General features: G+C 39.5%; 19 protein-coding genes. 1 reads left to right on the forward strand and 18 read right to left on the reverse strand.

Annotation, left to right across the window (positions count from 1 at the left end):
* Position 1 precedes the first annotated feature (1 nt).
* The 17 genes from T498_RS0106180 to T498_RS0106265 form a co-directional block, all read right to left on the reverse strand.
* Entirely contained in the window at positions 2 to 1,402 is a 1,401-nt protein-coding gene (locus tag T498_RS0106180; RefSeq protein WP_028235161.1) for a PTS mannitol transporter subunit IICB, read from the reverse strand.
* Positions 1,403 to 1,618: 216 nt separating this feature from the next.
* Positions 1,619 to 3,439: a glutamine--fructose-6-phosphate transaminase (isomerizing) gene (gene glmS, locus T498_RS0106185; protein WP_028235162.1), complete on the reverse strand. Its 1,821-nt coding sequence runs from the start codon at positions 3,437 to 3,439 to the stop codon at positions 1,619 to 1,621.
* 630 nt (positions 3,440 to 4,069) lie between these two features.
* Complete coding sequence (locus T498_RS0106190) at positions 4,070 to 5,815, reverse strand: ammonium transporter (protein ID WP_028235163.1); 1,746 nt, start codon at positions 5,813 to 5,815, stop codon at positions 4,070 to 4,072.
* Between the two features lie 131 nt (positions 5,816 to 5,946).
* Positions 5,947 to 8,040, reverse strand: a complete 2,094-nt coding sequence (locus tag T498_RS0106195) for a glutamine synthetase III family protein (RefSeq protein ID WP_028235164.1) — start codon at positions 8,038 to 8,040, stop codon at positions 5,947 to 5,949.
* 140 nt (positions 8,041 to 8,180) lie between these two features.
* Positions 8,181 to 9,767, reverse strand: a complete 1,587-nt coding sequence (asnB, locus tag T498_RS0106200; protein WP_028235165.1) for an asparagine synthase B — start codon at positions 9,765 to 9,767, stop codon at positions 8,181 to 8,183.
* Positions 9,768 to 9,929: 162 nt separating this feature from the next.
* The gene (locus T498_RS0106205; protein ID WP_028235166.1) at positions 9,930 to 10,499 is read right to left on the reverse strand and encodes an ANTAR domain-containing response regulator; all 570 of its coding nucleotides are present in this window, start codon (positions 10,497 to 10,499) and stop codon (positions 9,930 to 9,932) included.
* Positions 10,500 to 10,517: 18 nt separating this feature from the next.
* Positions 10,518 to 11,765, reverse strand: a complete 1,248-nt coding sequence (locus T498_RS15095) for a glutamine synthetase family protein (protein ID WP_036977957.1) — start codon at positions 11,763 to 11,765, stop codon at positions 10,518 to 10,520.
* 57 nt (positions 11,766 to 11,822) lie between these two features.
* Complete coding sequence (locus tag T498_RS0106215) at positions 11,823 to 13,319, reverse strand: glutamate synthase subunit beta (protein WP_028235167.1); 1,497 nt, start codon at positions 13,317 to 13,319, stop codon at positions 11,823 to 11,825.
* Positions 13,320 to 13,333: 14 nt separating this feature from the next.
* The gene (gltB, locus tag T498_RS15100; RefSeq protein WP_081779698.1) at positions 13,334 to 17,962 is read right to left on the reverse strand and encodes a glutamate synthase large subunit; all 4,629 of its coding nucleotides are present in this window, start codon (positions 17,960 to 17,962) and stop codon (positions 13,334 to 13,336) included.
* 133 nt (positions 17,963 to 18,095) lie between these two features.
* The gene (locus tag T498_RS0106225; RefSeq protein WP_028235168.1) at positions 18,096 to 18,683 is read right to left on the reverse strand and encodes a cytidylate kinase-like family protein; all 588 of its coding nucleotides are present in this window, start codon (positions 18,681 to 18,683) and stop codon (positions 18,096 to 18,098) included.
* 9 nt (positions 18,684 to 18,692) lie between these two features.
* Positions 18,693 to 19,433 carry an amino acid ABC transporter ATP-binding protein gene (locus T498_RS0106230; RefSeq protein ID WP_028235169.1) on the reverse strand — a complete coding sequence of 247 codons (741 nt, stop codon included), beginning with the start codon at positions 19,431 to 19,433 and terminating at the stop codon, positions 18,693 to 18,695.
* The gene (locus tag T498_RS16705) at positions 19,423 to 20,094 is read right to left on the reverse strand and encodes an amino acid ABC transporter permease (protein WP_028235170.1); all 672 of its coding nucleotides are present in this window, start codon (positions 20,092 to 20,094) and stop codon (positions 19,423 to 19,425) included. Before T498_RS16705 ends, T498_RS0106230 begins: the two co-directional genes overlap by 11 nt.
* Before the next feature lie 48 nt (positions 20,095 to 20,142).
* Positions 20,143 to 20,946, reverse strand: coding sequence for a transporter substrate-binding domain-containing protein (locus tag T498_RS16710; RefSeq protein WP_028235171.1), 804 nt, complete (start codon positions 20,944 to 20,946; stop codon positions 20,143 to 20,145).
* Between the two features lie 21 nt (positions 20,947 to 20,967).
* Positions 20,968 to 21,669, reverse strand: coding sequence for a gamma-glutamyl-gamma-aminobutyrate hydrolase family protein (locus T498_RS0106245; RefSeq protein WP_051524633.1), 702 nt, complete (start codon positions 21,667 to 21,669; stop codon positions 20,968 to 20,970).
* A 745-nt stretch (positions 21,670 to 22,414) separates the two neighbouring features.
* Entirely contained in the window at positions 22,415 to 22,660 is a 246-nt protein-coding gene (locus T498_RS0106250) for a hypothetical protein (RefSeq protein WP_028235173.1), read from the reverse strand.
* An 11-nt stretch (positions 22,661 to 22,671) separates the two neighbouring features.
* Positions 22,672 to 23,169, reverse strand: coding sequence for a hypothetical protein (locus tag T498_RS16875; protein ID WP_028235174.1), 498 nt, complete (start codon positions 23,167 to 23,169; stop codon positions 22,672 to 22,674).
* Between the two features lie 594 nt (positions 23,170 to 23,763).
* Positions 23,764 to 24,048, reverse strand: a complete 285-nt coding sequence (locus tag T498_RS0106265; protein ID WP_028235175.1) for a hypothetical protein — start codon at positions 24,046 to 24,048, stop codon at positions 23,764 to 23,766.
* A gap of 170 nt (positions 24,049 to 24,218) precedes the next feature.
* On the opposite strand from T498_RS0106265, the gene T498_RS17220 reads away from it, so the two are divergent.
* Positions 24,219 to 24,632, forward strand: a complete 414-nt coding sequence (locus T498_RS17220; RefSeq protein ID WP_207638271.1) for a transposase — start codon at positions 24,219 to 24,221, stop codon at positions 24,630 to 24,632.
* A gap of 36 nt (positions 24,633 to 24,668) precedes the next feature.
* On the opposite strand, the gene T498_RS0106275 is transcribed toward T498_RS17220, so the two are convergent.
* Positions 24,669 to 24,968 carry a hypothetical protein gene (locus T498_RS0106275; protein WP_028235176.1) on the reverse strand — a complete coding sequence of 100 codons (300 nt, stop codon included), beginning with the start codon at positions 24,966 to 24,968 and terminating at the stop codon, positions 24,669 to 24,671.

Raw genomic sequence — 24,968 nt, forward strand, 5'->3', positions numbered from 1 at the left:
CTTATGCTTTCAACTCATTTACAAGTGCATCATATTCTGGTGCTGCCATGAAATTTGTAATTGTAACAAGCTTAGCCTTTGGAGCACTCTTTCTTGCTCTTTCTGCAAGCTCATTGTGTGTAACAACTATCTGCGCGTCGGAAGGGATTTCTGAAACTGAAGCATGCTTAACTTCAATGTCTCCTCTTCCTGCATCAGAAAGCTTTTTCTTTAGTACAGAAGCTCCCATTGCAGAAGATCCCATACCAGCGTCACATGCGAAAACGATGTGCTTTACGCTCTTAATATCTGTAGTAATAGCATCAGCAACTGTAGAAACCTTATCTACTGAAACGCCCTTAGCCTGAGCCTTCATTTCTTTCATCTGATTTGTTGAATCTGAAAGTGTTGCCTTGCTGTTTGATAACTTAATAATTGGAGCAGCGATTACAAATGAAACGCCTGCTGCAATAACTGCTGATAAAAGTACAAGGACTGTAGATCCCTTTGGTGCCATACCAACATATGCAATGATTGAACCTGGTGAAGCAGGACCTGCAAGTCCAAGACCAAGTGCTGTGTTAAAGATCATTGCTGCTACTGAACCACCAATTGTAGCAAGTAAAAGGATTGGATTCATAAGAACATATGGGAAATAGATCTCATGAATACCACCAAGTAAGTGAATGATAAGTGCTCCTGGTGCTGAATCCTTAGTTGTCTTATCCTTAGCGAATAACCAGTAAGCTAAAAGTACACCAGTACCTGCACCTGGGTTTGTCTCAATCATATAGAAAATTGACTTACCTGCGTTAGCAACATCCTCTGCTCCAAGTGGAGTGAAGATACCATGGTTGATAGCATTGTTAAGGAATAATACCTTAGCTGGCTCAACGAATACTGAAACAAGTGGAAGTAAACCATTGTTTACAAGTATCTGAACTCCTGCATTGAGTACTGCAAGAACTGCTCCCATGAATGGGCCAATTACGTAGTAACCAATAATCGCAAGAATTAAACCAAAGATACCAACTGAGAAGTTGTTAACAAGCATTTCAAAACCAGAAGGAATTTTGCCTTCAACGGCTTTGTCAAATTTCTTTATAACCCAGCCACCAAGTGGACCAGCAACCATCGCCCCCATAAACATTGTGTATTCTGTACCACAGATAACACCTATTGTGACGATTGCACCCATGATAGCTCCTCTGCTTCCGCCGACCATCTTACCACCTTGATAAGCAATAAGAATTGGAAGTGCATATGTAAGCATTGGACCAACAATGGTACTAAGCTGTGCATTTGGTAACCATCCTGTGTCAATAAAAAGTGCTGTTAAAAGACCCCACGCTATAAAAGCACCGATGTTTGGCATAACCATTCCGCTGAGGAACCTACCAAAACTTTGTATTCTCTCTTTCATTAGGATTCTCCTCCAAAACTATATAAGGCGTTGGCACGTCTACCGTGGCCTTGGTTATAAATCCGAATGCATTCTTCTTGATTGTATTATAAGGGGGATATGTGAACATTTTCAATTCATAGATATTTTAATTTGTCACAATGGAAAGTGACATGAATTAAAGCTTTGATTTTGCGTACTTTGACATGAAATCCACGCATCTATTTCTCAATATAATTATTCTACTGTTACAACCTTTGCAAGGTTTCTTGGCTTATCAACATCAAGTCCCTTATCTGCAGATACATAATATGAGTAAATCTGAAGAGCTACAATTTCAGGGAATGTCATATACTCATCGTCAAGATCTGGAAGGCCAATAACATGATACTCGCTATCGAAATCATTCTTGAACTCATTCTTTGCAAGAAGCACTACATTTGCTCCACGGGCCTTAATCTCTTTTACATTTGAAAGAGCCTTAGAAATAAGCTTCTCCTGAGTAACGGCAGCGATAACTGGTGTATTCTCTGAAATTAAAGCAATTGGTCCATGCTTTAATTCACCAGATGCGTATGCCTCTGAATGGATATAAGAAATCTCTTTTAACTTAAGAGCTCCCTCCATCAGAACAACATAATCAAGACCTCTACCAATCATAAATAAATCAGATGCTGTAATTACTTCCTTCGCAAGTCTATGTATGCTATCCTTCTGCTCCAAAACAGCTGAAATCGCATCTGGAACTAATCTAAGATTGCTTAGTGCCTTAGCCAAATCTTCCTTAGATAATCTATTTCTAACCATTCCAGTCTTAAGGGCAAGTAAATAGAATACCAATGACTGAGTTGTGTAAGCCTTTGTACTAGCAACTGCAATCTCTGGACCTGCATCTGTATATAAAGTGTAGTCTGCAACTCTTGAGATTGAAGAACCTCTTACATTAAGCACTGCAACACAAAGAGCTCCTGCTCTCTTAGCCTTATTCATAGCCTCAAGTGTATCGATTGTCTCACCTGACTGAGATACTGCAATGAAAAGTGTATTCTCATCTACGATTGTATCTGAATAGATAAACTCTGAAGCCATCTCCACATCAACATTCATGCCAGCCCACTTTTTAAAGAGATGTGCGCCAACAAGACCTGCATGTAACGCTGTTCCACAAGCGACAATGCAGATACGATTGAAACGTGTCAAAGCTTCATCAAGCTTTCCATCAAATCCCAGATTAATATCATCATTAGTGAGGTAAGTGCTTAAGATTCTGCGAATGCAAGAAGGCTGTTCAAAGATTTCCTTTGCCATGTAGTATGGGAATCCACCTTTATCAAGTGAAGAAACTTCCCAGTCAACAACTGTCATTTTAACATCTACTGGCTCTTCATCGAAGTTCTCAACAGTATAGCCATCCTTTGTTGCTGTAAGAATTGTGCCCTCATCAAGTACAAAATACTCTTTAGTGTATTTATAAAGAGCAGCTGGATCAGATGAAAGAATAATATTATCTTCTGTTGTAGCAACAACGATAGGGCTGACATTTCTAACTGCGTAAATAGTATTTGGTCTATCTGCAAACATAATTACAAATGCATATGTGCCCTTAAGCTTCTTAACAGTTCTTTTAATAGCCTTCTTTGGATTTGTGCCATCATAAAACTTATTTAGAAGTGCAGCGACAACCTCTGTATCTGTCTCTGATACAAGATAATCTTCAAGCTCATACTCTTCTTTTAAATCAGCATAGTTCTCAATAATACCGTTATGAACTAATGTGACTTTTCCGACCCTATGAGGATGAGCATTTGCATCACAAACTCCACCGTGAGTTGCCCAACGGGTATGACCAATACCACAGTTGAAATCAGCGTTTGAAGAAGGAACCAATTTTCTCAAATCACTAACTCGACCCTGGCACTTATAAATCTCTGACTCGCCTTCATCGTTTCGTCGCACGGCAAGACCAGCACTGTCATATCCTCTGTACTCTAAAAGCTCTAATCCATTTAAAATATTAGCTAAAGCATCATTTCCGATAAATCCTATTATTCCACACATAATTTATTCCTCATTCTTTCTATAAATCAAAGTTAATAAAAATCAAACTTACCTATCGCATCATCTTTGTTTTGCAGTCACCTGCATATTTGCTAATGCGTTTCGCGTTAGGTCACACGGGAGGGCACCCGCCGAATTTTCGATAATCCCTCCTCCTCGTTAACCAGCCTACGCTGGTGCATGGCGCTAAAACGAGAAATAAATACGTGAATTTCAATATCTGTATGCAATTATCAAAGTACAACGACAGCAATATAGCACAGGCGCTATATTATGTCAAACATTATATGGCGGACACTTTAGTATTTTGCGTACTTCTTAGGCTGAGGGGACTTGGTTTCATATTCCACTTGCTAAGTAACATGACAAAGCAGGTTTTGCATATATAATCACCGTGGCACATTCAACATCGTGTTTTAAGTGACCACTTGCGCTGCCGTCCATGGCAGCGCATGCTTATATATTGCAAAACCTGCTTTTATGTTACTAAGCGCGCTCCAAAATCAACCAAGTTCCCCTCAGTCTAAGAAGTACAACTTACACTATGCTGTGTGTCCGCCACCCAAAAACTTTTTTCAATATTGTACAGGCCTGCTTTAGGCTAAGTGTGTGGTAACGCCTGTGCAAATGTTATTCGACGTCCTGAAGGGCTGCGAAATCTTCTTCGCCTGTGCGGATTTTGACAACCTGCTCAACGTCGTATACAAAGATTTTGCCATCGCCGATGTGGCCTGTGTAAAGTACCTTCTTTGCGGTTTCAATGACCTGCTGAACTGGGACCTTGCAGACAACAACGTCAACACGAATTTTTGGAAGAAGTGCTGGCTCTAAGGCTACGCCTCTGTAGTATTCAGGAGCACCCTTCTGTACACCACAGCCCATTACATGTGATACAGTCATTCCTGTGATGCCAAGCTTCATGAGAGAATTCTTGAGCTTTTCAAGGTTGCGCTCCTTGCAAAGGATTTCAACCTTTGTCATACGAGGTTTGCCAGCTGATGTAATCTGTGATGGAGCGTATTCAACCTCTACAGCTTCATCCATAGAAGCGAGACCAGCAGCCTCAAGTGTGTCTGAAATAAGTGTTGCAGTTTCATCATCATACTCATCTGTATCAAAGTCATCCTCAAGCATGTTGAAGCCTGAATATGCAGATGGAAGACCGTGTTCTGTTCTATCAAGACCTACGATTTCTTCTTCAGCTGATGCGCGAAGTCCTATTGTTGCCTTGATAATAGAAAATGTGATTGTAATCGTTACGGCTGCCCATGCGCCTACAGATAAAACACCAAGTAACTGAAGGCCAAGTAGCTTGAATCCTCCTCCATAAAAAAGACCTGTAAGCTCGCTGTCTGGAGCTGATGTTGTTGCAAATAAGCCTACTGCTAATGTTCCCCAAATACCATTCATCATGTGTACTGCTACTGCTCCAACTGGATCATCTACATGAAGCTTGTAGTCTAAAAGCCATACACCAAATACTACTAAGAAACCTGATACTATACCGATGACAATTGCGCCAAGGGCATCTGTTACGTCGCATGGGGCTGTGATTGCTACAAGTCCAGCAAGTGATGCATTAAGTGACATTGATACATCAGGCTTGCCAAATTTAATCCATGTGAAAGCCATTGTTGTGCAAGTAGCTACAGCTGGTGCAATTGTTGTTGTTACAAAGATAGATGCAAGCTGTTCTACAGATGTTGCAGCTGCTCCATTGAATCCATACCATCCAAGCCAAAGAATAAATACGCCAAGTGCACCGAGTGCAATGTTGTGACCAGGGAATGCGTTGACCTTTGTAATTCTGCCTTTTCTGTCTCTGTTAAACTTACCAATACGAGGTCCTAAGATTTTTGCTCCAATAAGAGCACAGATGCCGCCTACCATATGGATTGCGCAACTGCCGGCGAAATCATGAAATCCTAACTGTGAAAGCCAGCCGCCTCCCCAAACCCAGTGTGCCTCGATTGGATAGATAACAAGTGAAATAACTCCAGAATAGACGCAATAGCTAATGAACTTTGTGCGCTCTGCCATGGCACCGCTGACGATTGTAGCTGTAGTTGCGCAGAACACAAGGTTAAATACAAAGTTGCTCCAATCAAAGCTTGCATAGTCTGTAAATACCTGTAATGTTGGCTTGCCTACAAGACCAAATAATGCATTTTCGCCAAACATTAATCCAAATCCTAAAACAACAAACATCACTGTTCCAATACAAAAATCCATAAGGTTTTTCATAATGATGTTTCCAGTATTTTTCGCTCTAGTGAAGCCTGCCTCCACCATTGCAAATCCTGCCTGCATCCAAAATACTAATGCGGCGCCAATTAAGAACCAAACGCCAAATAACATGCTTGAATATTCTTCCATATTCTTTTCCTCCTTTTATTAAAAAAGAGGTGCAGTCAATAATTTTGACTACACCTCTTTGTGTTTATGTGTTTATGTGAACCCTCATCCACCGCAAGCGGTCCCCCTTCCCCCAAAGGGGGAAGGCTTCTTTATTTAACTGAATATAAAATCTCCCCATAAGTAGGATAAGGCCAAATATCACTTGGTACCACTGTCTCAAGCTCATCAACAACCTCACGTAACTCATTCATATCGGCAAAGATTACATCATGATGGAACTTTGCAAGGTCGTAAGTATCTGTAAGCTCTTTAGCCTTTTCGATATCTGCCTCAAGCTTTTCAAGGCGCTCATCCATATCGAATGTAAGCTTTGAAGCCTGCTCAAGTCTCTTCTTTTCTACAGTTGAATCAACAGCAAGTCCTGTTGCAGCCTTTGCATTTAATGTCTCTGCAAGTGTGTACTGATAATCATTTGCTGCAGCCATGATTTCTTTCTTAACCATAGCATCCATTGTAAGAGCTTCGATATCGATTACTTTGTAATAATTCTCTAGCTGAATATCGTAGCGGCTGTAAAGCTCCTGCTCCGTAAATACGTTATGCTTTGTAAATACGTCGATTGCCTTCTTGTCGATAAATGCTGGAAGCGCATCGACTGTAGATTTAAGATTCTTAAGACCTCTTCTCTCTGCTTCCTTTACCCACTCATCTGAATATCCGTTACCATTAAAGATGATTCTCTGATGAGCTGTAAGCTCACGCTTAAGAAGCTTTTCTAAAGCCTTATCAAAATCTGCTGCTTCCTCAAGTTCATCTGAGAACTTATCAAGCTCCTCAGCAACAATTGTATTTAAGATAACATTTGGTCCAGAGATAGATGCTGATGAACCAAGTGAACGGAACTCAAACTTGTTTCCTGTGAAGGCAAATGGTGATGTTCTGTTTCTATCTGTTGTATCCTGTGAAATGCTTGGAATTACAACAGCACCAACTGACATCTTCTTCTTTTTAATATCCTCATAATCTGTGCCATCAACAATCGATTCGACAATAGCCTCAAGCTCATCGCCAAGGAACATTGATATGATTGCTGGAGGTGCCTCGTTTGCACCTAATCTGTGATCATTTCCAGCAGATGCAACCGATACTCGGAGCAACTCCTGATATTCATCAACAGCCTTGATTACAGCTGTAAGGAATAATAAGAACTGTGTGTTCTGGGAAGGAGTCGCACCTGGTTCTAAAAGATTTACTCCGGTATCAGTTGAAATAGACCAGTTGTTGTGCTTACCAGAGCCGTTTACGCCAGCAAATGGCTTTTCGTGTAGGAGACATGTCATGCCGTGTCTTCCAGCCACTACCTTCATCATTTCCATGGTGAGCTGGTTATGATCAGTTGCTATATTAGTGGTTGAGTAAACTGGCGCAAGCTCATGCTGAGCTGGTGCAACTTCGTTGTGCTTTGTCTTAGCAAGTACACCCAGCTTCCACAACTCCTCGTCTAACTCCTTCATGTAAGCTGAAACTCTTGGCTTGATTGTTCCAAAGTAGTGATCTTCCAGCTCCTGTCCCTTTGGAGGCTTTGCTCCAAAAAGTGTTCTTCCTGTATATATTAAATCTGGACGCTTATTGTACATTTCTGAATCGATTAAGAAGTATTCCTGCTCTGGTCCAACAGTTGTAATTACACGCTTGACTTCCTCATGTCCGAATAGCTTAAGTGCTCTAACTGCTGATTTATCAAGAGCTTCCATAGATCTAAGAAGAGGTGTCTTCTTATCAAGTGCCTCTCCTGAATATGAACAGAATGCAGTAGGAATGCAAAGTGTGTCATCCTTGATAAATACATAGCTTGTTGGATCCCATGCTGTGTAACCTCTTGCTTCAAATGTGGCTCTAAGTCCACCTGATGGGAATGATGATGCATCAGGCTCGCCCTTTATAAGCTCTTTTCCAGAGAAAGTCATGATTACCTTTCCGCCTTCCTCTGGTTGGATAAATGAATCATGCTTTTCAGCTGTAACACCTGTCATTGGCTGGAACCAATGTGTAAAGTGTGTTGCTCCAAGTTCGATTGCCCACTCCTTCATTGCATGGGCAATTACATTTGCCAAATCTCTATCAAGTGGGCGTCCCTCCTCAATAGTCTTTTTAAGGGCCTTGTAGGCATCCTTAGGAAGACGCTCCTTCATGGTTTCATCGTTAAATACTTTGGAACCAAACAATTCTGTTACTCTACTCATAATTTTATCCTCCTTAATCCGCTGGTTACGGCTACAAGCCTTAGTGTTTCTCAACTCAGCTGAAGAAAGCTTCGTTTGAGAAACCTAAGAGCTTGATGCCTACCAGCTCACTTAATAAACCATTTGTCGCTTTACGGCTACTATATTCCACTTGCACCATAATTGCTCAGCACTCTTGCAGATGGGTCATCTACATTGCAGCCTTCCCAATGCTTATTAGGCATCCAGAAATCTACTATCATATGAGCCTGACCTTTATAATATTTTTCAAACAAATCTCTGTATAAAAGAGACTCTTTTGTAAATGGTGCTCTGTATTCGTATTTACGTTTTGCATTCTCCAAATCCTCATCAGAATAGATGCTGTTTGCATATTCCTTAAGGTAATAAACCATTGAATGTCCTACCGCATCTGAGAATGCAGCCTTTTCTCTAAAGAGAATGTCGTATGGCAGATAATCATCGCCTTCAAATGCATGTCTAAGTAAATACTTTCCTTTGTTGTATTTGTTCATCTTCATTTCTGGATTGATGCTCATTACGTAATCAACAAAATCCAAATCTCCGAATGGAACTCTTGCTTCCATGGAATGAACTGAAATACATCTATCTGCTCTAAGCACATCGTACATGTACAGCTCTCTCAGTCTCTTTTCTGCTTCCAACTGAAACTCTTCTGCGTTTGGTGCGAAATCAGTGTACTTGTAACCAAATATCTCATCTGAAATCTCTCCGGTAAGAAGAACTCTTATTTCTGGAAACTGCTTCTTGATTCCCTTGCAGATAAGATACATTCCCATGCTTGCTCTGATTGTTGTAATGTCGTATGTTCCAAGGGCTGCAACCACCTCTTCTAATGATTCAAGTACAATATCCTTATTGATGATGATTTCATGATGTTCAGAGCCGATGTAATCTGCAACTTCTTTGGCATATTTAAGATCAATGGCGTCCTCGTTCATTCCGATTGCAAAAGTCTTAATTGGCTTATCCATCATTTTCTGAGCTATGGCACACACTAAAGATGAATCCAGTCCGCCTGAAAGCAGGAATCCTACAGGAGCATCTGCATCAAGTCTTTTTTCAACTCCTGCCACCAGCTTTTCCTTAATCTTTGCTGCAACCTCTTCTAGGCTATCCTTCGAGTATTCTTTTCTCTTTGCCAAATCTCTGTAGCAGGTAAACACACCCTTGTAATAAAAATGTCCCGGTGGAAATGGATGTATTTCATCTGTAAGACCAACCAGATTTTTCGCCTCTGATGCAAACATTATTGCGCCTTCTTCATCATATCCATAAAACAAAGGTCTGATTCCGATTGGATCTCTTGCTGCTACCAAATCATCAATTTCCTTGTCGTAGATAACCATTGCATATTCTGCGTCAAGCTTTTCAAACATCCCTGTACCGTATTTACGATACATTGGAAGAATTATTTCGCAATCACTATCACTATTAAATCTATATCCTTCTCCCTTTAGCTCCTTGCGAACTTTTTTAAATCCATAAAGCTCGCCGTTGCAGATTGCATAGTTTCCATCCATCTCAAATGGTTGCATTCCTGCATCTGTCAATCCCATGATTGAAAGTCTCTGAAAGCCTAGCACGCTATCACTTACTGTGATTACCTTTTGCATATCTGGGCCTCTGCTAATTGTTTTTGAAAATGCCTCTTCGAAATCTTTCATTCCGATATGACATTTACTTAAAGCCATTATTGAACACATAAAATCACCTTCCCATTGACGCTGGTTACGGCTACCAGCTAAATAAAAAAAACGCCGTAAACATAGATTAGCTCTACGTTTACGACGCCTTTGTCGTTCCATTGATTTTTATTTGTTTAGTATAATATTCTTTTGACAAATCATTGTCAATATCTTTTTTAATTATTTTTCAAATTTTTTTATTATATCCATTGCCATTTGATATCTGGATATTCTCAGATCCATGGCACGCTTCTCTATAAACTTATGAGCGTCCTCTTCAGACAAGCCCTCATTGACAATCAAAAGCAACTTTGCTCTTGAAATCGTCTTTAGCTCATCTAGCTTTTTCTCCAATTTTGCACTCTGGCTTCTGGCCATATCGATGCGCCTCTGGGTGGCAAGGGCCTGTCTTAAAGTCTGCCACAGTAATTGTTTATTAATAGGCTTTGATATAGTCATTACGCCATATTCAACCACCTTATCAGTGATTTCATCATAGTAGTCAGCTTTGATAAATAACAAAATCTGGCATACGTTTTTTTCCGCCAAATCAATAACGTGCTCTACAGAATTAGAATTGCCCAAAGGTAGATTCACAAAGCATAAATCAAAATCATAATCCATTATCACACGTTTGGCAGCAGGAAAGCTCTCCACGCTCATTATGTCAATATATCCATTCTCTTTTAGAAAGGATTTATAGAAGGCTGTACCTTTTTCGTTATCGCAGACAATTAATGCTCTTTCCATAGTCCACTCCTTTTGCGACTAAATGTTCATCTTAATTGTCTCAATATAGTTCTTAGCTATTTTTGCAAAATTAGATTCATTCAAAAAGCTGCTGTTTTCAGCGCATTTAATTGCTTCCTCGATAGTCTCTGGAAGCTTTTCTAAGCTGGCGTTTTTTTCTTCTGTGAGAAGACGTGAGTTTACCTCTAAAGCTGGTGGAAGCTTCTCGTTATTTCTAACACCAGCCATGCCCGCCTGCAAAATAACGGCACTTGCGAGATATGGATTCAAACAAGAATCTGGAGAACGCAAAATAAAATGCTTTCTCTTACCATTAATTTCAGGCACTCTAAACAGACGTGAATTGTTTTGCTTTGACCATGTAATATACTTTGGTGCTTCCATAAAACCAAGTCTATCGTATGAATCTCTTCTACAATTCAAGAAGATTGTAATATCCCTCATTCTGTTTATAATTCCAGCCATAAAGCTCTCTGAGAATTCTCTATCCTCGTTGAAAAGATTGGCACTGCCCCTATAATTGGCCATCATAATGTGAAGGCCATTGCCAGGCGCATCATTTATTGGTCTAGGCTCGAAACATGCCACAGCTCCATTTCTGGCAGACATATTCTCAACAACGTTTTTGTAGGTAACAAAATTATCCGCTGTTGTAAGCACATCTGATGATTGGAAATCGATTTCATTTTGTCCTGGACCTCTCTCATGATGTGAAGTCTGAGGCGAAATGCCCATCTCCTCCAATGTAAGACAGATTTCTCTACGGATGTTTTCCCCTTTATCATTAGGAGCAACATCAAGATATCCACCATTATCAAAAGTTTCATCTGTGGCAGCACCATCATCGTCTGTCTTAAACAGATAAAACTCTGAACGAAGTCCCATTCTGGTAGAGAATCCCATCTCATTACATTCTTCCATTGTATTCTTTAGGAACTGACGGTAATCCATAGCATATGGAGTACCATCAGCATAAACAACGTTGCAATAAAATCTGATTACTCGGCCTGATTGTGGACGCCAAGGCAACACATGCATAGTGTCTGGATCAGGTTTCAAAAACAAATCCTTCCCTGACTCGTCATCAAAGCCCAATATTAAAAATGTATCAAAATTAACACCATCTTCAAAGGCACTTCTCAGCTCTGATGGCATAATTGAAATATTCTTTTGATTTCCATACAGGTCACAAAACGCAAGACGGATGAATTTCACATCGTTTTCTTCTACAAACTCTATGGTATCTTCGATAGATAAATGTGACATAGAATCTCCTCCTATGGATTATTTTAAAAATATAATACCTAATATAGGCCTATTTTACTAGAGATTAGTGTATCCCATCAGATACTCATCCACCTCACGAGCGCAATCACGTCCCTGTCTGATAGCCTTTACTACAAGGGATTGACCTGTGTGCATATCGCCTGCTGTAAATACCTTAGGTACACTTGTTGCGAAGCTATTTGCAGCCTTTGAAGCCACGTTTGTTCTGCCATCAAGCTCCACCTTAAAGGCATCAGTAACATACTTTTGAGAACCTAAGAATCCTGCTGCAATAAGACAAAGCTGGCACTTCACTTCTTTTTCTGTTCCCTCTACAGGCACCATCATTCTTCTGCCAGTTTTCTTATCAACTTTAGACTCAAGTGATACAAGAACTACAGATTTTAGATTGCCAGATTTATCTGTCTTAAATTCCTTTACAGTTGTTGTGTAGACACGTGGATCATGGCCAAATTTAGCAATAGCCTCTTCCTGACCATAATCAGTCTTGCACACAAGTGGCCACTGTGGCCATGGGTTATTTTCAGCCCTTGTATCAGGTGCCTTAGGCATCATTTCAAGCTGTGTGACTGATTTGCAGCCATGACGAATAGATGTACCAACACAGTCATTTCCTGTATCGCCACCGCCGATGATAATTACATCCTTTCCCTTTGCAGAGATATACTGACCATCTACAAGCTTCATATCATTTGCCCACAGACACTTTGTTGTTGATGTAAGAAAATCTACTGCAAAATAGATTCCCTTTGCCTCTTTTCTGCCTGTTGCATCAATGTCTCTTGGGTTAGATGAACCGCAGCATAATACAACTGCATCATACTTTTCAGTTAGTTCACTAGCTTTAACGTTATCGCCAATATTCGCATTTACGATAAAGTTAACACCCTCCTGCTCCATTACATGAATCTTTCTATCAATGTACTGCTTTTCAAGCTTCATGTTTGGAATTCCATAGCGTAAAAGACCGCCCACTTTATCATTTCTTTCATAGACAGTAACACTATGTCCTCTTCTGTTTAACTGGTCAGCTACAGCAAGGCCTGAAGGGCCAGATCCAACTACAGCAACAGTCTTTCCTGTACGCTGCTTTGGTGGGTTAGCATCCGCCAAACCATTTGCATAAGCATACTCGATTATGGCCATCTCGTTAGCCTTTGTTGTAACAGCCTCTCCATTCAAGCTACATGTACATGCCTTTTCGCAAAGACCTGGACAAACTCTGCATGTAAATTCTGGGAAATTGCTAGTCTTGTGCAATCTCTTATATGCTATATCAAGGTTTCCCTGATAAACCAAATCGTTCCATTCAGGGATCAGGTTGTTAAGAGGACAACCTGATGTCATCCCCTTAATTGTCATTCCAGACTGGCAAAATGGCACACCACAATCCATACATCTTGCAGCCTGACGCTCACGCTCCTCAATAGATAAAGGTGTGTGAAACTCATTAAAATTCTTTATACGCTCTAGAGGACTAACAGCCACTTCCTCTACACGCTCATATTCTAAAAATCCTGTAGATTTTCCCATGACTAATCCTCCTCTTACGCTGTATGACCATTCATAACTAAATTTGATACTCGCCCATCTGAGTTTTTCCTTCGGAAAAGGGGCTCGTCATGTTCTCGATTTCCTACGCTCTGCTGGGAAATCAAGAAATTAAATGCTTCAATCTGAGCCTGTTCAGATGACAAGCCCTTAGCCTCCATATTAACCATGGCCTCTAGCATCTTCTTATAATCAAATGGCACTATCTTCTTAAATTTAGGCAAATATTCGCTGAAGTTGTCGTATATTTCCTGTCCCTTCTTGGAACCAGTAGCCTTTACATGCTCTCCGATAATTTCCTTGAGCTCCATAACATCATATTTATCTGTTACTGTTTCAAGGCTTACCATAGATTTATTAAGCTTCTTGTAAAGAGTAGCATCCTCATCAAGCACATATGCTATTCCGCCGCTCATACCAGCAGCAAAATTCTTGCCAGTTTCTCCAAGAACTACAACACGTCCACCTGTCATGTACTCGCAACCGTGGTCGCCCACTCCTTCTACAACAGCTGTAGCGCCAGAGTTTCTTACAGCAAAACGCTCTCCTGCCACACCATTGATAAACGCTTTTCCACTTGTGGCACCATATAGCGCTACGTTACCGATGATGATATTTTCATCCTCTTTGTATGTTGCGCCTTCTGGTGGATATACAATGAGCTTTCCTCCTGACAATCCCTTTCCAAAGTAATCGTTAGAATCACCTGAAAGTTCAAGTGTAAGTCCCTTAGGAATAAATGCACCAAATGACTGTCCACCAGCTCCATGGCAATGTACCTTATAAGTATCTTCTGCCAAGCTTTCGCCAAACTTTCTTGTAAGCTCTGCGCCAAGAAGTGTACCAAGGGATCTATCCGTATTTACGATATCAACAGATACTTCCTTAGATTTACCAGAGGCAATTGCACTCTTAAGTTCTTTCAAGAGAACTCTTTCATCTACTGTCTTCTCAAGCTCAAAGTTATACACATTCTTTGAGGCATAAGAAATCTTTTCTCCACCTGATGGGTTGCTAAGAACAGCTGTCATATCGACCTTGGCATAAACACTGTCAGCATTTTCCTTAACCTTAAGTAAATCACTTCTACCGCAGAGTTCATCTACAGTCTTGCAGCCAAGGGCTGCCATGTATTCACGTAATTCCTGTGCAATAAAGCGCATGAAGTTTACAACATACTCTGGCTTTCCTTTAAAGCGCTTTCTAAGCTCTGGGTTTTGTGTAGCTACACCAACAGGGCAAGTATCCAAATTACATACACGCATCATAACGCAGCCCATTGTTACAAGTGGTGCAGTTGCAAATCCAAATTCCTCAGCTCCGAGAGCACATGCAATAGCAACGTCACGGCCGCTCATAAGCTTTCCATCTGTCTCGATTACAACCTTGTTTCTAAGGCCATTCATGATAAGTGTCTGGTGAGCCTCAGCAAGACCAAGCTCCCATGGAAGTCCCGCATTATGGATTGAAGATTTTGGCGCAGCACCTGTTCCTCCGTCGTATCCGGAAATAAGGATTACCTGCGCACCAGCCTTTGCAACACCTGATGCAATTGTTCCAACACCTGCCTCTGATACAAGCTTTACAGAAATACGTGCATCCTTGTTTGCATTCTTGAGATCGTAAATAAGTTCTGCCAAATCCTCGATTGAATAAATATCATGATGAGGTGGTGGTGAAATAAGGGCTACACCTGGTGTTGAAAGACGTGTCTTTGCAATCCATGGGTACACCTTCTTACCTGGCAAATGTCCACCTTCGCCTGGCTTTGCGCCCTGGGCCATCTTTATCTGAATCTCCTTAGCAGATACTACGTATTTGCTGGTAACACCAAATCTTCCTGATGCAACCTGCTTAATTGCTGAGCAACGATTAAGTCCATCTGGACCGATTTCATAGCGCTCATCTTCCTCTCCACCTTCACCAGAGTTAGATTTTCCGTGAAGCATGTTCATGGCGATAGCCATAGTCTCATGAGCTTCCTTAGAAATAGATCCGTAGCTCATAGCACCAGTCTTGAATCTTCTTACGATTGAGTCAACTGATTCAACCTCATCAATGCTGATTCCCTTTTTAGGATACTTGAAATCGATTAATCCTCTTAAATTTCTGATATTATCCTCTTCATTTACAAGGGCTGTATACTCCTTGAATGTATTGTAATCTCCTGTTCTTGTTGCAAGCTGCAAAAGATGTATTGTTGCAGGATTATAAAGATGCTCCTCTGCTCCAGAGCGCATCTTATGCTGGCCTCTTGAATCAAGAGTCTCATCCACATCAAGACCTAGTGGATCGAATGCCTTTGAATGCTGCATTTCCACATCAGACTCTATGTCGCTAAGAGTTATTCCACCAATTCTTGAAATAGTTCCTGTGAAATATCTATCTATTACATCCTTACTGATTCCGATAGCTTCGAAAATCTTTGCACCCTGATAAGACTGAACTGTTGAAATACCCATCTTAGATGCAATCTTAATGATTCCACTTATTACTGCTTCGTTGTAAGAATCGATTGCAGCATGAACATCCTTCTTAAGCTGTCCTTTTTCGATAAGCTCAGCAATAGTCTCCTGTGCAAGATATGGATTGATTGCAGATGCACCATATCCAAGCAATGTTGCAAAATGATGAACTTCCCTTGGCTCACCTGATTCTAGAATAAGTGAAAGTGATGTACGCTTCTTTGTCTGAACCAAATGATGCTGCACTGCTGCTACAGCAAGAAGTGATGGAATCGCAACATGGTTCTCATCAACACCTCTATCTGAAAGGATGATGATATTAGCTCCCTCATGGTTAACCTTATCTACCTCTACAAAAAGATGCTCAATAGCCTTTTCAAGAGATGTGTTCTTGTAATAAATGATTGGAACAGTGGCAGCCTGCAAACCAGGAACCTTCATAGATTTAATCTTCATCAAATCTGTTGTTGTAAGGATAGGATTATTAATCTGCAACATGTTACAGTTTTCTTCCTTCTCCTCTAACACGTTTCCTGCAGTTCCAAGATATACAGTTGTAGCTGTGACAATTTCCTCTCGAATTGAATCGATAGGTGGATTGGTTACTTGGGCAAACAGCTGCTTGAAGTAATTGAAAAGTGGCTGATGATTTTTAGATAGCACAGCAAGAGGCACATCGATACCCATTGCACCTGTGTTTTCTACTCCATTTAATGCCATTGGAAGGATTGAATCCTTAATCTCTTCGTATGAATATCCAAATGCCTTCTGTAATCTGTCACGCTCTTCCTGTGAATACTTTGGTACTGGCTCATTTGGAATCTTTATATCTGCTAAATGAGCAAGATTTGCATCAAGCCACTGACCATAAGGCTTTCTTGCTGCAAACTCTTTCTTGAGCTCATCATCATCAATGAGACGCCCCTTTACAGTATCTACAAGAAGCATCTTGCCTGGCTTTAATCTATCTTTAATCTTGATTCTGCTTTCTTCAATTGGAAGTACACCAACCTCTGAAGAAAGGATGAGATAATCATCATTTGTAATATAGTATCTGGATGGACGAAGACCATTTCTATCTAGTACCGCACCCATAATATCTCCATCTGAGAATAGTATTGATGCAGGTCCATCCCATGGCTCCATCATTGTTGAGTAATACTGATAAAAATCTCTTCTCGCCTGATCCATTGCCTTGTTTTTTACCCATGGTTCTGGAATAGTAATCATTACTGCAAGAGGAAGTGGCATTCCATTCATTACAAGAAATTCCAACGCGTTGTCAAGCATAGCTGAATCTGAACCAGCCTGATTACATACAGGAGTGATTTTTGTCATCTCATCCTCTAACACCTGAGATACCATTTTCTCTTCACGGGAAAGCATTTTATCCGCATTACCCTTGATTGTATTAATCTCACCATTGTGAACAATAAATCTATTTGGATGTGCTCGCTCCCATGATGGATTTGTGTTAGTAGAAAAACGAGAATGCACTGTCGCAATTGCAGACTCAAAATCCTCATCTAACAGATCTTCAAAGAAAAGTCTAAGCTGATTAACCAAAAACATTCCCTTGTATACGATTGTTCTACTAGAAAGAGATGCTACGTATGTATCCTCAGCAGTCTGCTCAAATACACGTCTTGCCACATAAAGCTTTCTATCGAATTCAAGTCCCTTTTCTACATCCTTTGGCTTCTTTATAAATGCCTGACAAATAAATGGCATGCAATCCTTCGCAAGCTTTCCAAGAATCTCTGCTCTTGTTGGAACCTCTCTCCATCCTAAGAATTCCATTCCTTCTTTCTCAACAATGATTTCAAACATCTTCATTGCCTGTTTTCTCTTTAACTCATCCTGAGGAAAGAAAAACATTCCCACGCCGTATTCACGCTCGTCACCGATTTTAATCTTAAGTTCATCACAAGCCTTCTTGAAAAACTTATGTGATATCTGAAGCAAAATACCTACACCATCACCAGTCTCACCTGATGCATCCTTGCCAGCTCTATGTTCCAGGTTTTCAACTATCTTCAAAGCATCTGACACTGTCTGATGTGTCTTGATTCCTTTTATAGAAACCACTGCTCCGATTCCACAGTTATCATGCTCAAATGATGGATCATATAATCCAACCTGCTGATTGCAATTGTCCATATACGCTACTCCTTCCATTACCGTTTGGGTACAAAAAAAGACGCCTAAAGAAACTCCCACTGCGGGAATTTCTTTAGACGCCTTTGTCTTGTGCAAAACTATACTACTTATTCTATTTTTATGCAAGATTTTTTTAATAATTCTTTGCTGTTTCGCAGATAATATCTACGCAACCATCAATGCCAAGTGTAGAACTCTTAAGGCATAAGTCATAGAATTCAGCACTTCCAAATTCAGTGCCTGTGTAGTGCTTGCAGTATTTGTGTCTAGCCTTATCAATGTTGTGAAGTACTGTTCTCACTTTGTCTTCAGAAGAATTCATTCGCTCAGCCATACGCTTTACTCTGAAATACTCTGTTCCTGAAACAAACACATGTAAAGTTCTTTCGAATTCTTTTAGGATTATATTTGCATTTCTTCCAACGATAACGCAATTACCCTTTTCGGCAACCTTTCTGATAGCTTCCTTTTGAGCCTCAAAAATCTTTTCATCTAATGTCTTGGTTGAGTAATTGAAAAGACTTTGCCCTAATCCGAACTCCCAAGGAACCTTTTCATCAAATGAGCTTATCTCATCAGGTGTAAGATTGCCAGCTTCAACGGCAGCTTTTAAAATCATGTCCTTATCACAATAATAGTAGCCTAATTTTTCAGCCACAGCTTTCCCTATTGTGCCTCCGCCAGCACCAAACTGACGGCTAATAGTAATTATATTCTTCATACGCCCCTCTTATAAAACCTTATTAAGGAAATCAATCGTTCTTGCTTCCTTAGGATTTAGTAATACTTCCTCTGGAGTACCTTCCTCGATGATATATCCACCATCCATGAAAATAACTCTATCTGCCACTTCTCTGGCAAAGCCCATTTCATGAGTAACAATAACCATTGTCATTCCATCGGCAGCTAAGTTCTTCATAACCTGAAGAACTTCACCAACCATTTCTGGATCAAGAGCTGATGTAGGCTCGTCGAAAAGCATGATGTCTGGCTGCATACAAAGCGCTCTTGCAATAGCAACACGCTGCTTCTGACCACCTGAAAGCTGACTAGGGAAGCTGAATATCTTTGACTCAAGGCCTACCTTTGCAAGCATCCTTTTAGCTCTCTCTTCTGCCTCGTCCTTTGAGCATTTCTTAAGCTGTATTGGAGCAAGTGTAAGATTATCTAAAATATTGAGGTTGTTGAAAAGATTGAAATGCTGAAATACCATTCCAATGTTTTCTCTTACTTTATTGATATTGATGTGCTTATCTGTAATGCTGTGACCATCAACATCGATAGAACCAGCTGTTACTGTTTCAAGGCGGTTAAGGCAACGTAAGAATGTTGACTTTCCTGAGCCAGAAGGTCCGATAACACAAACAACCTCACCTTTTTCAACATCTGTTGTAATATCTTTTAAAACCTCAAGGCTTCCATAACACTTCTTGAGATTTTTTACGCTGATTTTAATTTCTTTATCTGCCAACGTTTAGTCTCCTTTCAAGCATCTTTGCACTACGTGAAAGAATTGTTATCACTATCAAATACATAACACCAACAATAGCCCATGTCTGGAATGACATGAATGTGTTAGCCTGAACATTCTTTGCTGTGTTAACCAATTCTGGGAAACCAATAACTGAAAGGATTGATGTATCCTTAAGAGTGATAATGAACTGATTAATGAATGTTGGAATCATAGTACGAATAGCCTGAGGTAAAACTACCTTTCTCATAGCCATACCATAAGTAAGACCTAATGATCTAGCAGCTTCCATCTGTCCAATATCTACAGACTGAATACCTGCTCTGATAATTTCTGCCATATACGCACCACAGTTAAGTGCCAAACAAATTGTACCTGCCTGAAGCGCTGTTAAACTTACAGAGAACCCTCCAATGATGGTATTAAACAAATATGGAATGCCAAAATAAACAAAGAACGCCAATACAATCATTGGAACTCCTCTAATGACATCTACAAATATTTGTGAAATGATGTTACTAATTCTGTTCTTAACAACTCCCATGATTCCGAAAATCATTCCGATTATGCAAGCGAAGAACAGGCCAAGAAGTGCCAATAATAATGTTCTGCCAAGAGCGACAAGCAACATTGGTCCATAAACTGTAATAATCTTAAACATAAAAAACCTTTCTAAAATATCAAGGGCGGTTGCCCGCCCATTTTGATATTATTCACCTAAATACTTAGCTACGATTTCATCGTATTTTCCGTTTGCCTTGATGTTTGCAAGACCTGCGTTGAACATGTCAACAAGTTCCTGATTGTCAGCATTGAAAATAGCGAAACCATATTCAGCTGGGTCATTTCCAGTATTGTCCAAAATCTTTAAAGCAATACCTGTATCTTTAATATTAGAAGCCATGATAGGAGTATCATCGAAGCAAGCAGCAACCTGGCCGCCAACAACTGCCTGGTACATAGTTGGAGAATCCTCGAAATATGTAACAGTGAATCCGTAATCAGATGATAAGCTTTCTGCATAGCTAGCACTCATTGTACCAGTCTTTACAGCAACTGACTGTCCCTTTAAATCCTCAAAACCAGCGATGCTAGATGATGCCTCTACAGCCATGCTCTGATTTGCATCATAGTATCCGTCTGAGAAAATCCAGCCAGATTCTTTTCTTTCATCTGTGATAGATGCGCCTGCTATCATACCATCAGCCTGTCCAGCCTGGCAAGCTGCGATAGAAGCATCCCATCCTAATGACTTAAGCTCGTACTTAAATCCCTGATCTTCTGCAACTGCTGCAAGAATATCAACATCAATACCAACAAAATCTCCATTGTCATCTGTGTACTCAAATGGCTTGAATGATGTATCAGTAGCGATTACCCAAACCTTTTCTGAGGAATTAGCATCTGCTGTGCCATTATCAGCACTTCCTTCATTAGATGCAGAATTGCCACATCCAACTAATGCTAATGTCATAACACCCATAAGCATTGCACTCAAAATTTTCTTCTTCATGGTCTTAATCTCCTATTCTTTTTATTTACAAGCATTAATAAATGCCTGAATTAACTTTACACTATCTTGGCAATTTTCGAAAGAGAATTCCGGATGCCATTGAACGGCAATTGCAAACTTTTGTTGCTTAACTTCGATTGCTTCAACCAATCCATCCTCTGAAATGGCCATTTTCTCAACCTTTTCAGATAAGTCTTTAATTGCCTGATGATGATAACTATTAACCTGATGTGTTCCAGCCCCTATAATCTGTGCCAGCCTTGTATTAGCTATTACTTCTATATTATGTGCAGCCCTATCATAAGGGGGTGCCATGTGATGCTCCGTAGCACTAGGATGCTCTGACGGCAAATCCTGATAAAGTGTGCCTCCAAGGTAAGCGTTAATAAACTGAATCCCCCTACAGATTCCAAATACCGGCTTATTTTCCTCAAGACACTTTTCAAGCAGAATACCTTCCATAGTATCCCTAACAGTACATGGCGTACCGCATTTTTCAGAAGGCTTGCTGCCATAAACATTAGGCCCTACATCATGCCCACCAGTAAATAGTATACCAGAACATAGCGAATATGCCTCTATTAATTCTTCTTTATTTTCAGAAAAAGGAAGAATTATAGGAAGCCCGCCACATTTTTCGATTACTTTCTCATATCCTGGAAGCATCCAATAGCTTTCTTTTTCATCATCGTAAAGTGGAATCAAACCTATTACCGGCCTCATAATACCACCTCAATTTCCTTTTTAATCTAAAAAAGGTGCCTGCATAGCGAGCAGACACCCTTGTCCCTGTGAAAAAATATACAACGAATCCCCAGAATATGCAAGTTCTTTTTTGATTTAGCGTATTGAAGTTGCTTAGTCTATCCAGGTATTACTAAAATTAGCTTGAAAAATCATCCAATAGCTTATTTAACACGCTATTTAAGTATGTACTGTTCAAATCAATTTCTATCATCCCCTCTGACATTTTAGCTATCTTATCGTCTACATCTTTAATAGAATCTCTTCTTTATGTGCCATAATAAGTCGCTAGCTAATATATTGAAGAAATCTCATTTTTATTAGCCATTTAACTCAGGTTACGGCTAATCCATTTGATGAATCCCGTTACTATTAGCCATTTTACTCAGTCTGCGGCTAATCCATTTGATGAATCCTGTTTCTATTAGCCATTTTACTCAGTCTATGGCTAATCCATTTGATGAATCTCATTTCTATTAGCCATTTTATTCAGTCTATGGCTAATCCATTTGATAAATCTCGTTTCTATTAGCCATTTTACTCAGTCTATGGCTAATCCATTTGATGAATCTCATTTCTATTAGCCATTTTACTCATCCTAATGTACTTAAAAGTGGTAAACCTTATGAGGCTGTGAAGTTTGTGTAAGTAGTTTTGTATTTGTTACTGATTAATACCATTATCGAATTTAAGTCTGCCTTTAGGGAGGCTTAGTTGTGGTTGTCTAAGAATATTTTTTTACCATATCCTCAATATCTTCTTTAGCAAAAAGATATTCTCCTGGTGCAATCATTTCGTCTATGTTGGATATTTCCACTAGATAGTGCCATGCTTCAACATCATCAATAATTATCCGTTCGTCATTCCTAATAAAATTAATTGCCCAAGAACAGATATCTTCTCTATTCATTTTCCCATCTAAAAACATCTTTACATTTTGAGTTATTTCTTCCTTAGTTGGCTGTTTCATGCTAACCTCCTTTATTCCGGACTCCATTTACCAATATATTTTTCTTCAGAGTCAAACATATAGTGAACTTTTACTCCTCCAGTTATATTAGGATCCGGTCGAACTTGTCTTATATTTCCGTTACGGTCAATCGTCTCGTACCAGTCTCTTTTTAATCCCGAATAAGGATCCCTTTCTCTTACATGTCTTGCTCCAGCCATTTCTCCGTTCGTTCTAGCTGGTTTAATCTCTTCATAGAAACGAAATCTTCCATTTTCCAATTCTTTTATTGAACCTGTTCCATATTTCTCAGCCTGCTTATAATATTCTTTTAATCTAGCAGCATCTGCAATATTATCTGCACTTGAAATACTACTTGACTTTCCATAGCTGGTCTTAATATTATCCTGCCCAAGCATCCCTGATTCGGTTGATGTAGTCTCATCAACTCCATCCAGGGCATGGGCCTTCTCATATATCCCCTCACCTTCTACCTGCTCAACTGCAGTGCTGCCCTGGCGAGCTGCCACATATGTTGCTGCTCCACTAATGGTAGCTACTATGGCTGAATTCTTTGCAGCTTCTCCATAGTCTACTTCTATCTTAATCAGCTTTTGCCCTCGAACACTTCAGTGTGGCATAAGATTTCTGGATGCACAGGGTTTTTGAGAAAAATCTCGATTTGCGCTGACAAAATTATAGAAAATCGCTGGTGATTATGGAATTTAGGGCTCAATCCATCTCAAATACTTTCACGTAGCAAAGACTAATATACTCTGTCGCTAATACGTGGCATAGTTACGCCACAGTGATAAAAATAAAGCAGTGTTTTTAATATTTTTCCATAAAAACACTGCTTTTTAGCTCCTTCTCTGTTTTCATCCCCCACCCTTGATGTAGGTCATTCTGTGATATAATCTTAGACAAGGCGCAAGTCTCCTTTTGTTTTGTTTTTGGGGTGTACTTAAATTGTACCAATTATAGAGGCTTGTCGCCTTTTTGGTTGCTAGTTTTTATTGAATTTTCAAGGTTCTTTAGCACTTTTTAATGTGCGAAGTTTCAGTTATATTATTCTTAGTTAAGTAAAAATCCATATTTCATTTCTTGGTTATTTTATAATCTCTTCAGCGGTTGTTTGCTTTTATTATAGATACTATCTCTTTTGCTTTAGATATAATATCTTTTTCGTTATAATACATATTAGGAATTTTTAAGTCTTCCTCATTTTCCGAAAATCTACTCGTCATTGAACTTAGTTCATTGAATAGCTTATTTTCTAATGTTGATAATTCATCATAATCAACTTCTAAATCATAAATTCTTGTAAATTCATTGCAAAAATCTTTAATTTGGTATTTATCATCAAGTAATTTATCTATTAAATACCACAATTGTTCTTTTTCCGTCATATTTGACCTCCTACTTTTTATCGCTGGTAGATTTTCCATAGCTTTCCGCGCATATTCAAAATGATATAACGTATTAGTTAAAAATAGCACAGGAAGCTTTTTCCTTCCAACTAAAAATGCTATTAGAACGACTAAAACTTCTTAACGAACAGCTCAAAGAGTTAGATGAAATGATCATATCCCTGTACAATCAGTTCGATTGTTACCTTCATACAATACCAAGCATCACGCCTATATCTGCCGCTTGTATACTTGCCGAAATCGGAGACATACGAAGATTTAAGAATTCCTCTTCACTTGTAGCATATGCAGGTATTGATCCAACTGTTCGGCAATCCGGTGAATACTGTTCTACTCATAACCTAATGTCCAAACGCGGATTCTCTCATCTAAGGCATACTCAATTTCTTGCAGCCAGTTGTTGTGTTTTCCATGGCAGTGCTTTTAATGAATACTATCTAAAAAAACGAAGCCAATGCAAACATCACTTGGTAGCTGTCGGTGCAGTGTCAAGAGAACTGACAACTGTTGTATATGCGATACTGAAATGTGGTAAGCCGTATGAAGCGGTAAAGTTTGTGTAAGAATGTTATTTAATCTAAATGCCTATATAACACTTATTAATCCTGCCTGTTGGGAGGATTTGTTGTGATGTTCATTTTTTCACTTATACTATATTCTCTTGTACCCAATAAACAGTCTAACAAAAATCTCCACTCTTTTTCATCAATGTCCTCTTCTCCACTCGCATAATGAGTTAATGTAAAAAAAGCATCCGTTAATAATTCATCCTCCGAATCATATATTTTCACGCAATCAAATGTATCTATCAAACACTCTTCAAGATAATCTTTCTCATATTTTCCTTCTAATATTCCATTAATTATTTTAATTAATTCACTATAATACCTATTACTCAT

This window comes from Pseudobutyrivibrio sp. MD2005, assembly GCF_000621865.1.
Lineage (GTDB): Bacteria > Bacillota > Clostridia > Lachnospirales > Lachnospiraceae > Pseudobutyrivibrio.

Coding starts and splice junctions, on each gene's coding strand:
- T498_RS0106180 (WP_028235161.1), bottom strand. CDS start 1,402: ATGAAAGAGAGAATACAAAGTTTTGGTAGGTTCCTCAGCGGAATGGTT.
- glmS (WP_028235162.1), bottom strand. CDS start 3,439: ATGTGTGGAATAATAGGATTTATCGGAAATGATGCTTTAGCTAATATT.
- T498_RS0106190 (WP_028235163.1), bottom strand. CDS start 5,815: ATGGAAGAATATTCAAGCATGTTATTTGGCGTTTGGTTCTTAATTGGC.
- T498_RS0106195 (WP_028235164.1), bottom strand. CDS start 8,040: ATGAGTAGAGTAACAGAATTGTTTGGTTCCAAAGTATTTAACGATGAA.
- asnB (WP_028235165.1), bottom strand. CDS start 9,767: ATGTGTTCAATAATGGCTTTAAGTAAATGTCATATCGGAATGAAAGAT.
- T498_RS0106205 (WP_028235166.1), bottom strand. CDS start 10,499: ATGGAAAGAGCATTAATTGTCTGCGATAACGAAAAAGGTACAGCCTTC.
- T498_RS15095 (WP_036977957.1), bottom strand. CDS start 11,765: ATGTCACATTTATCTATCGAAGATACCATAGAGTTTGTAGAAGAAAAC.
- T498_RS0106215 (WP_028235167.1), bottom strand. CDS start 13,319: ATGGGAAAATCTACAGGATTTTTAGAATATGAGCGTGTAGAGGAAGTG.
- gltB (WP_081779698.1), bottom strand. CDS start 17,962: ATGGACAATTGCAATCAGCAGGTTGGATTATATGATCCATCATTTGAG.
- T498_RS0106225 (WP_028235168.1), bottom strand. CDS start 18,683: ATGAAGAATATAATTACTATTAGCCGTCAGTTTGGTGCTGGCGGAGGC.
- T498_RS16705 (WP_028235170.1), bottom strand. CDS start 20,094: ATGTTTAAGATTATTACAGTTTATGGACCAATGTTGCTTGTCGCTCTT.
- T498_RS16710 (WP_028235171.1), bottom strand. CDS start 20,946: ATGAAGAAGAAAATTTTGAGTGCAATGCTTATGGGTGTTATGACATTA.
- T498_RS0106245 (WP_051524633.1), bottom strand. CDS start 21,669: ATGAGGCCGGTAATAGGTTTGATTCCACTTTACGATGATGAAAAAGAA.
- T498_RS0106250 (WP_028235173.1), bottom strand. CDS start 22,660: ATGAAACAGCCAACTAAGGAAGAAATAACTCAAAATGTAAAGATGTTT.
- T498_RS0106265 (WP_028235175.1), bottom strand. CDS start 24,048: ATGACGGAAAAAGAACAATTGTGGTATTTAATAGATAAATTACTTGAT.
- T498_RS17220 (WP_207638271.1), top strand. CDS start 24,219: ATGATCATATCCCTGTACAATCAGTTCGATTGTTACCTTCATACAATA.
- T498_RS0106275 (WP_028235176.1), bottom strand. CDS start 24,968: ATGAGTAATAGGTATTATAGTGAATTAATTAAAATAATTAATGGAATA.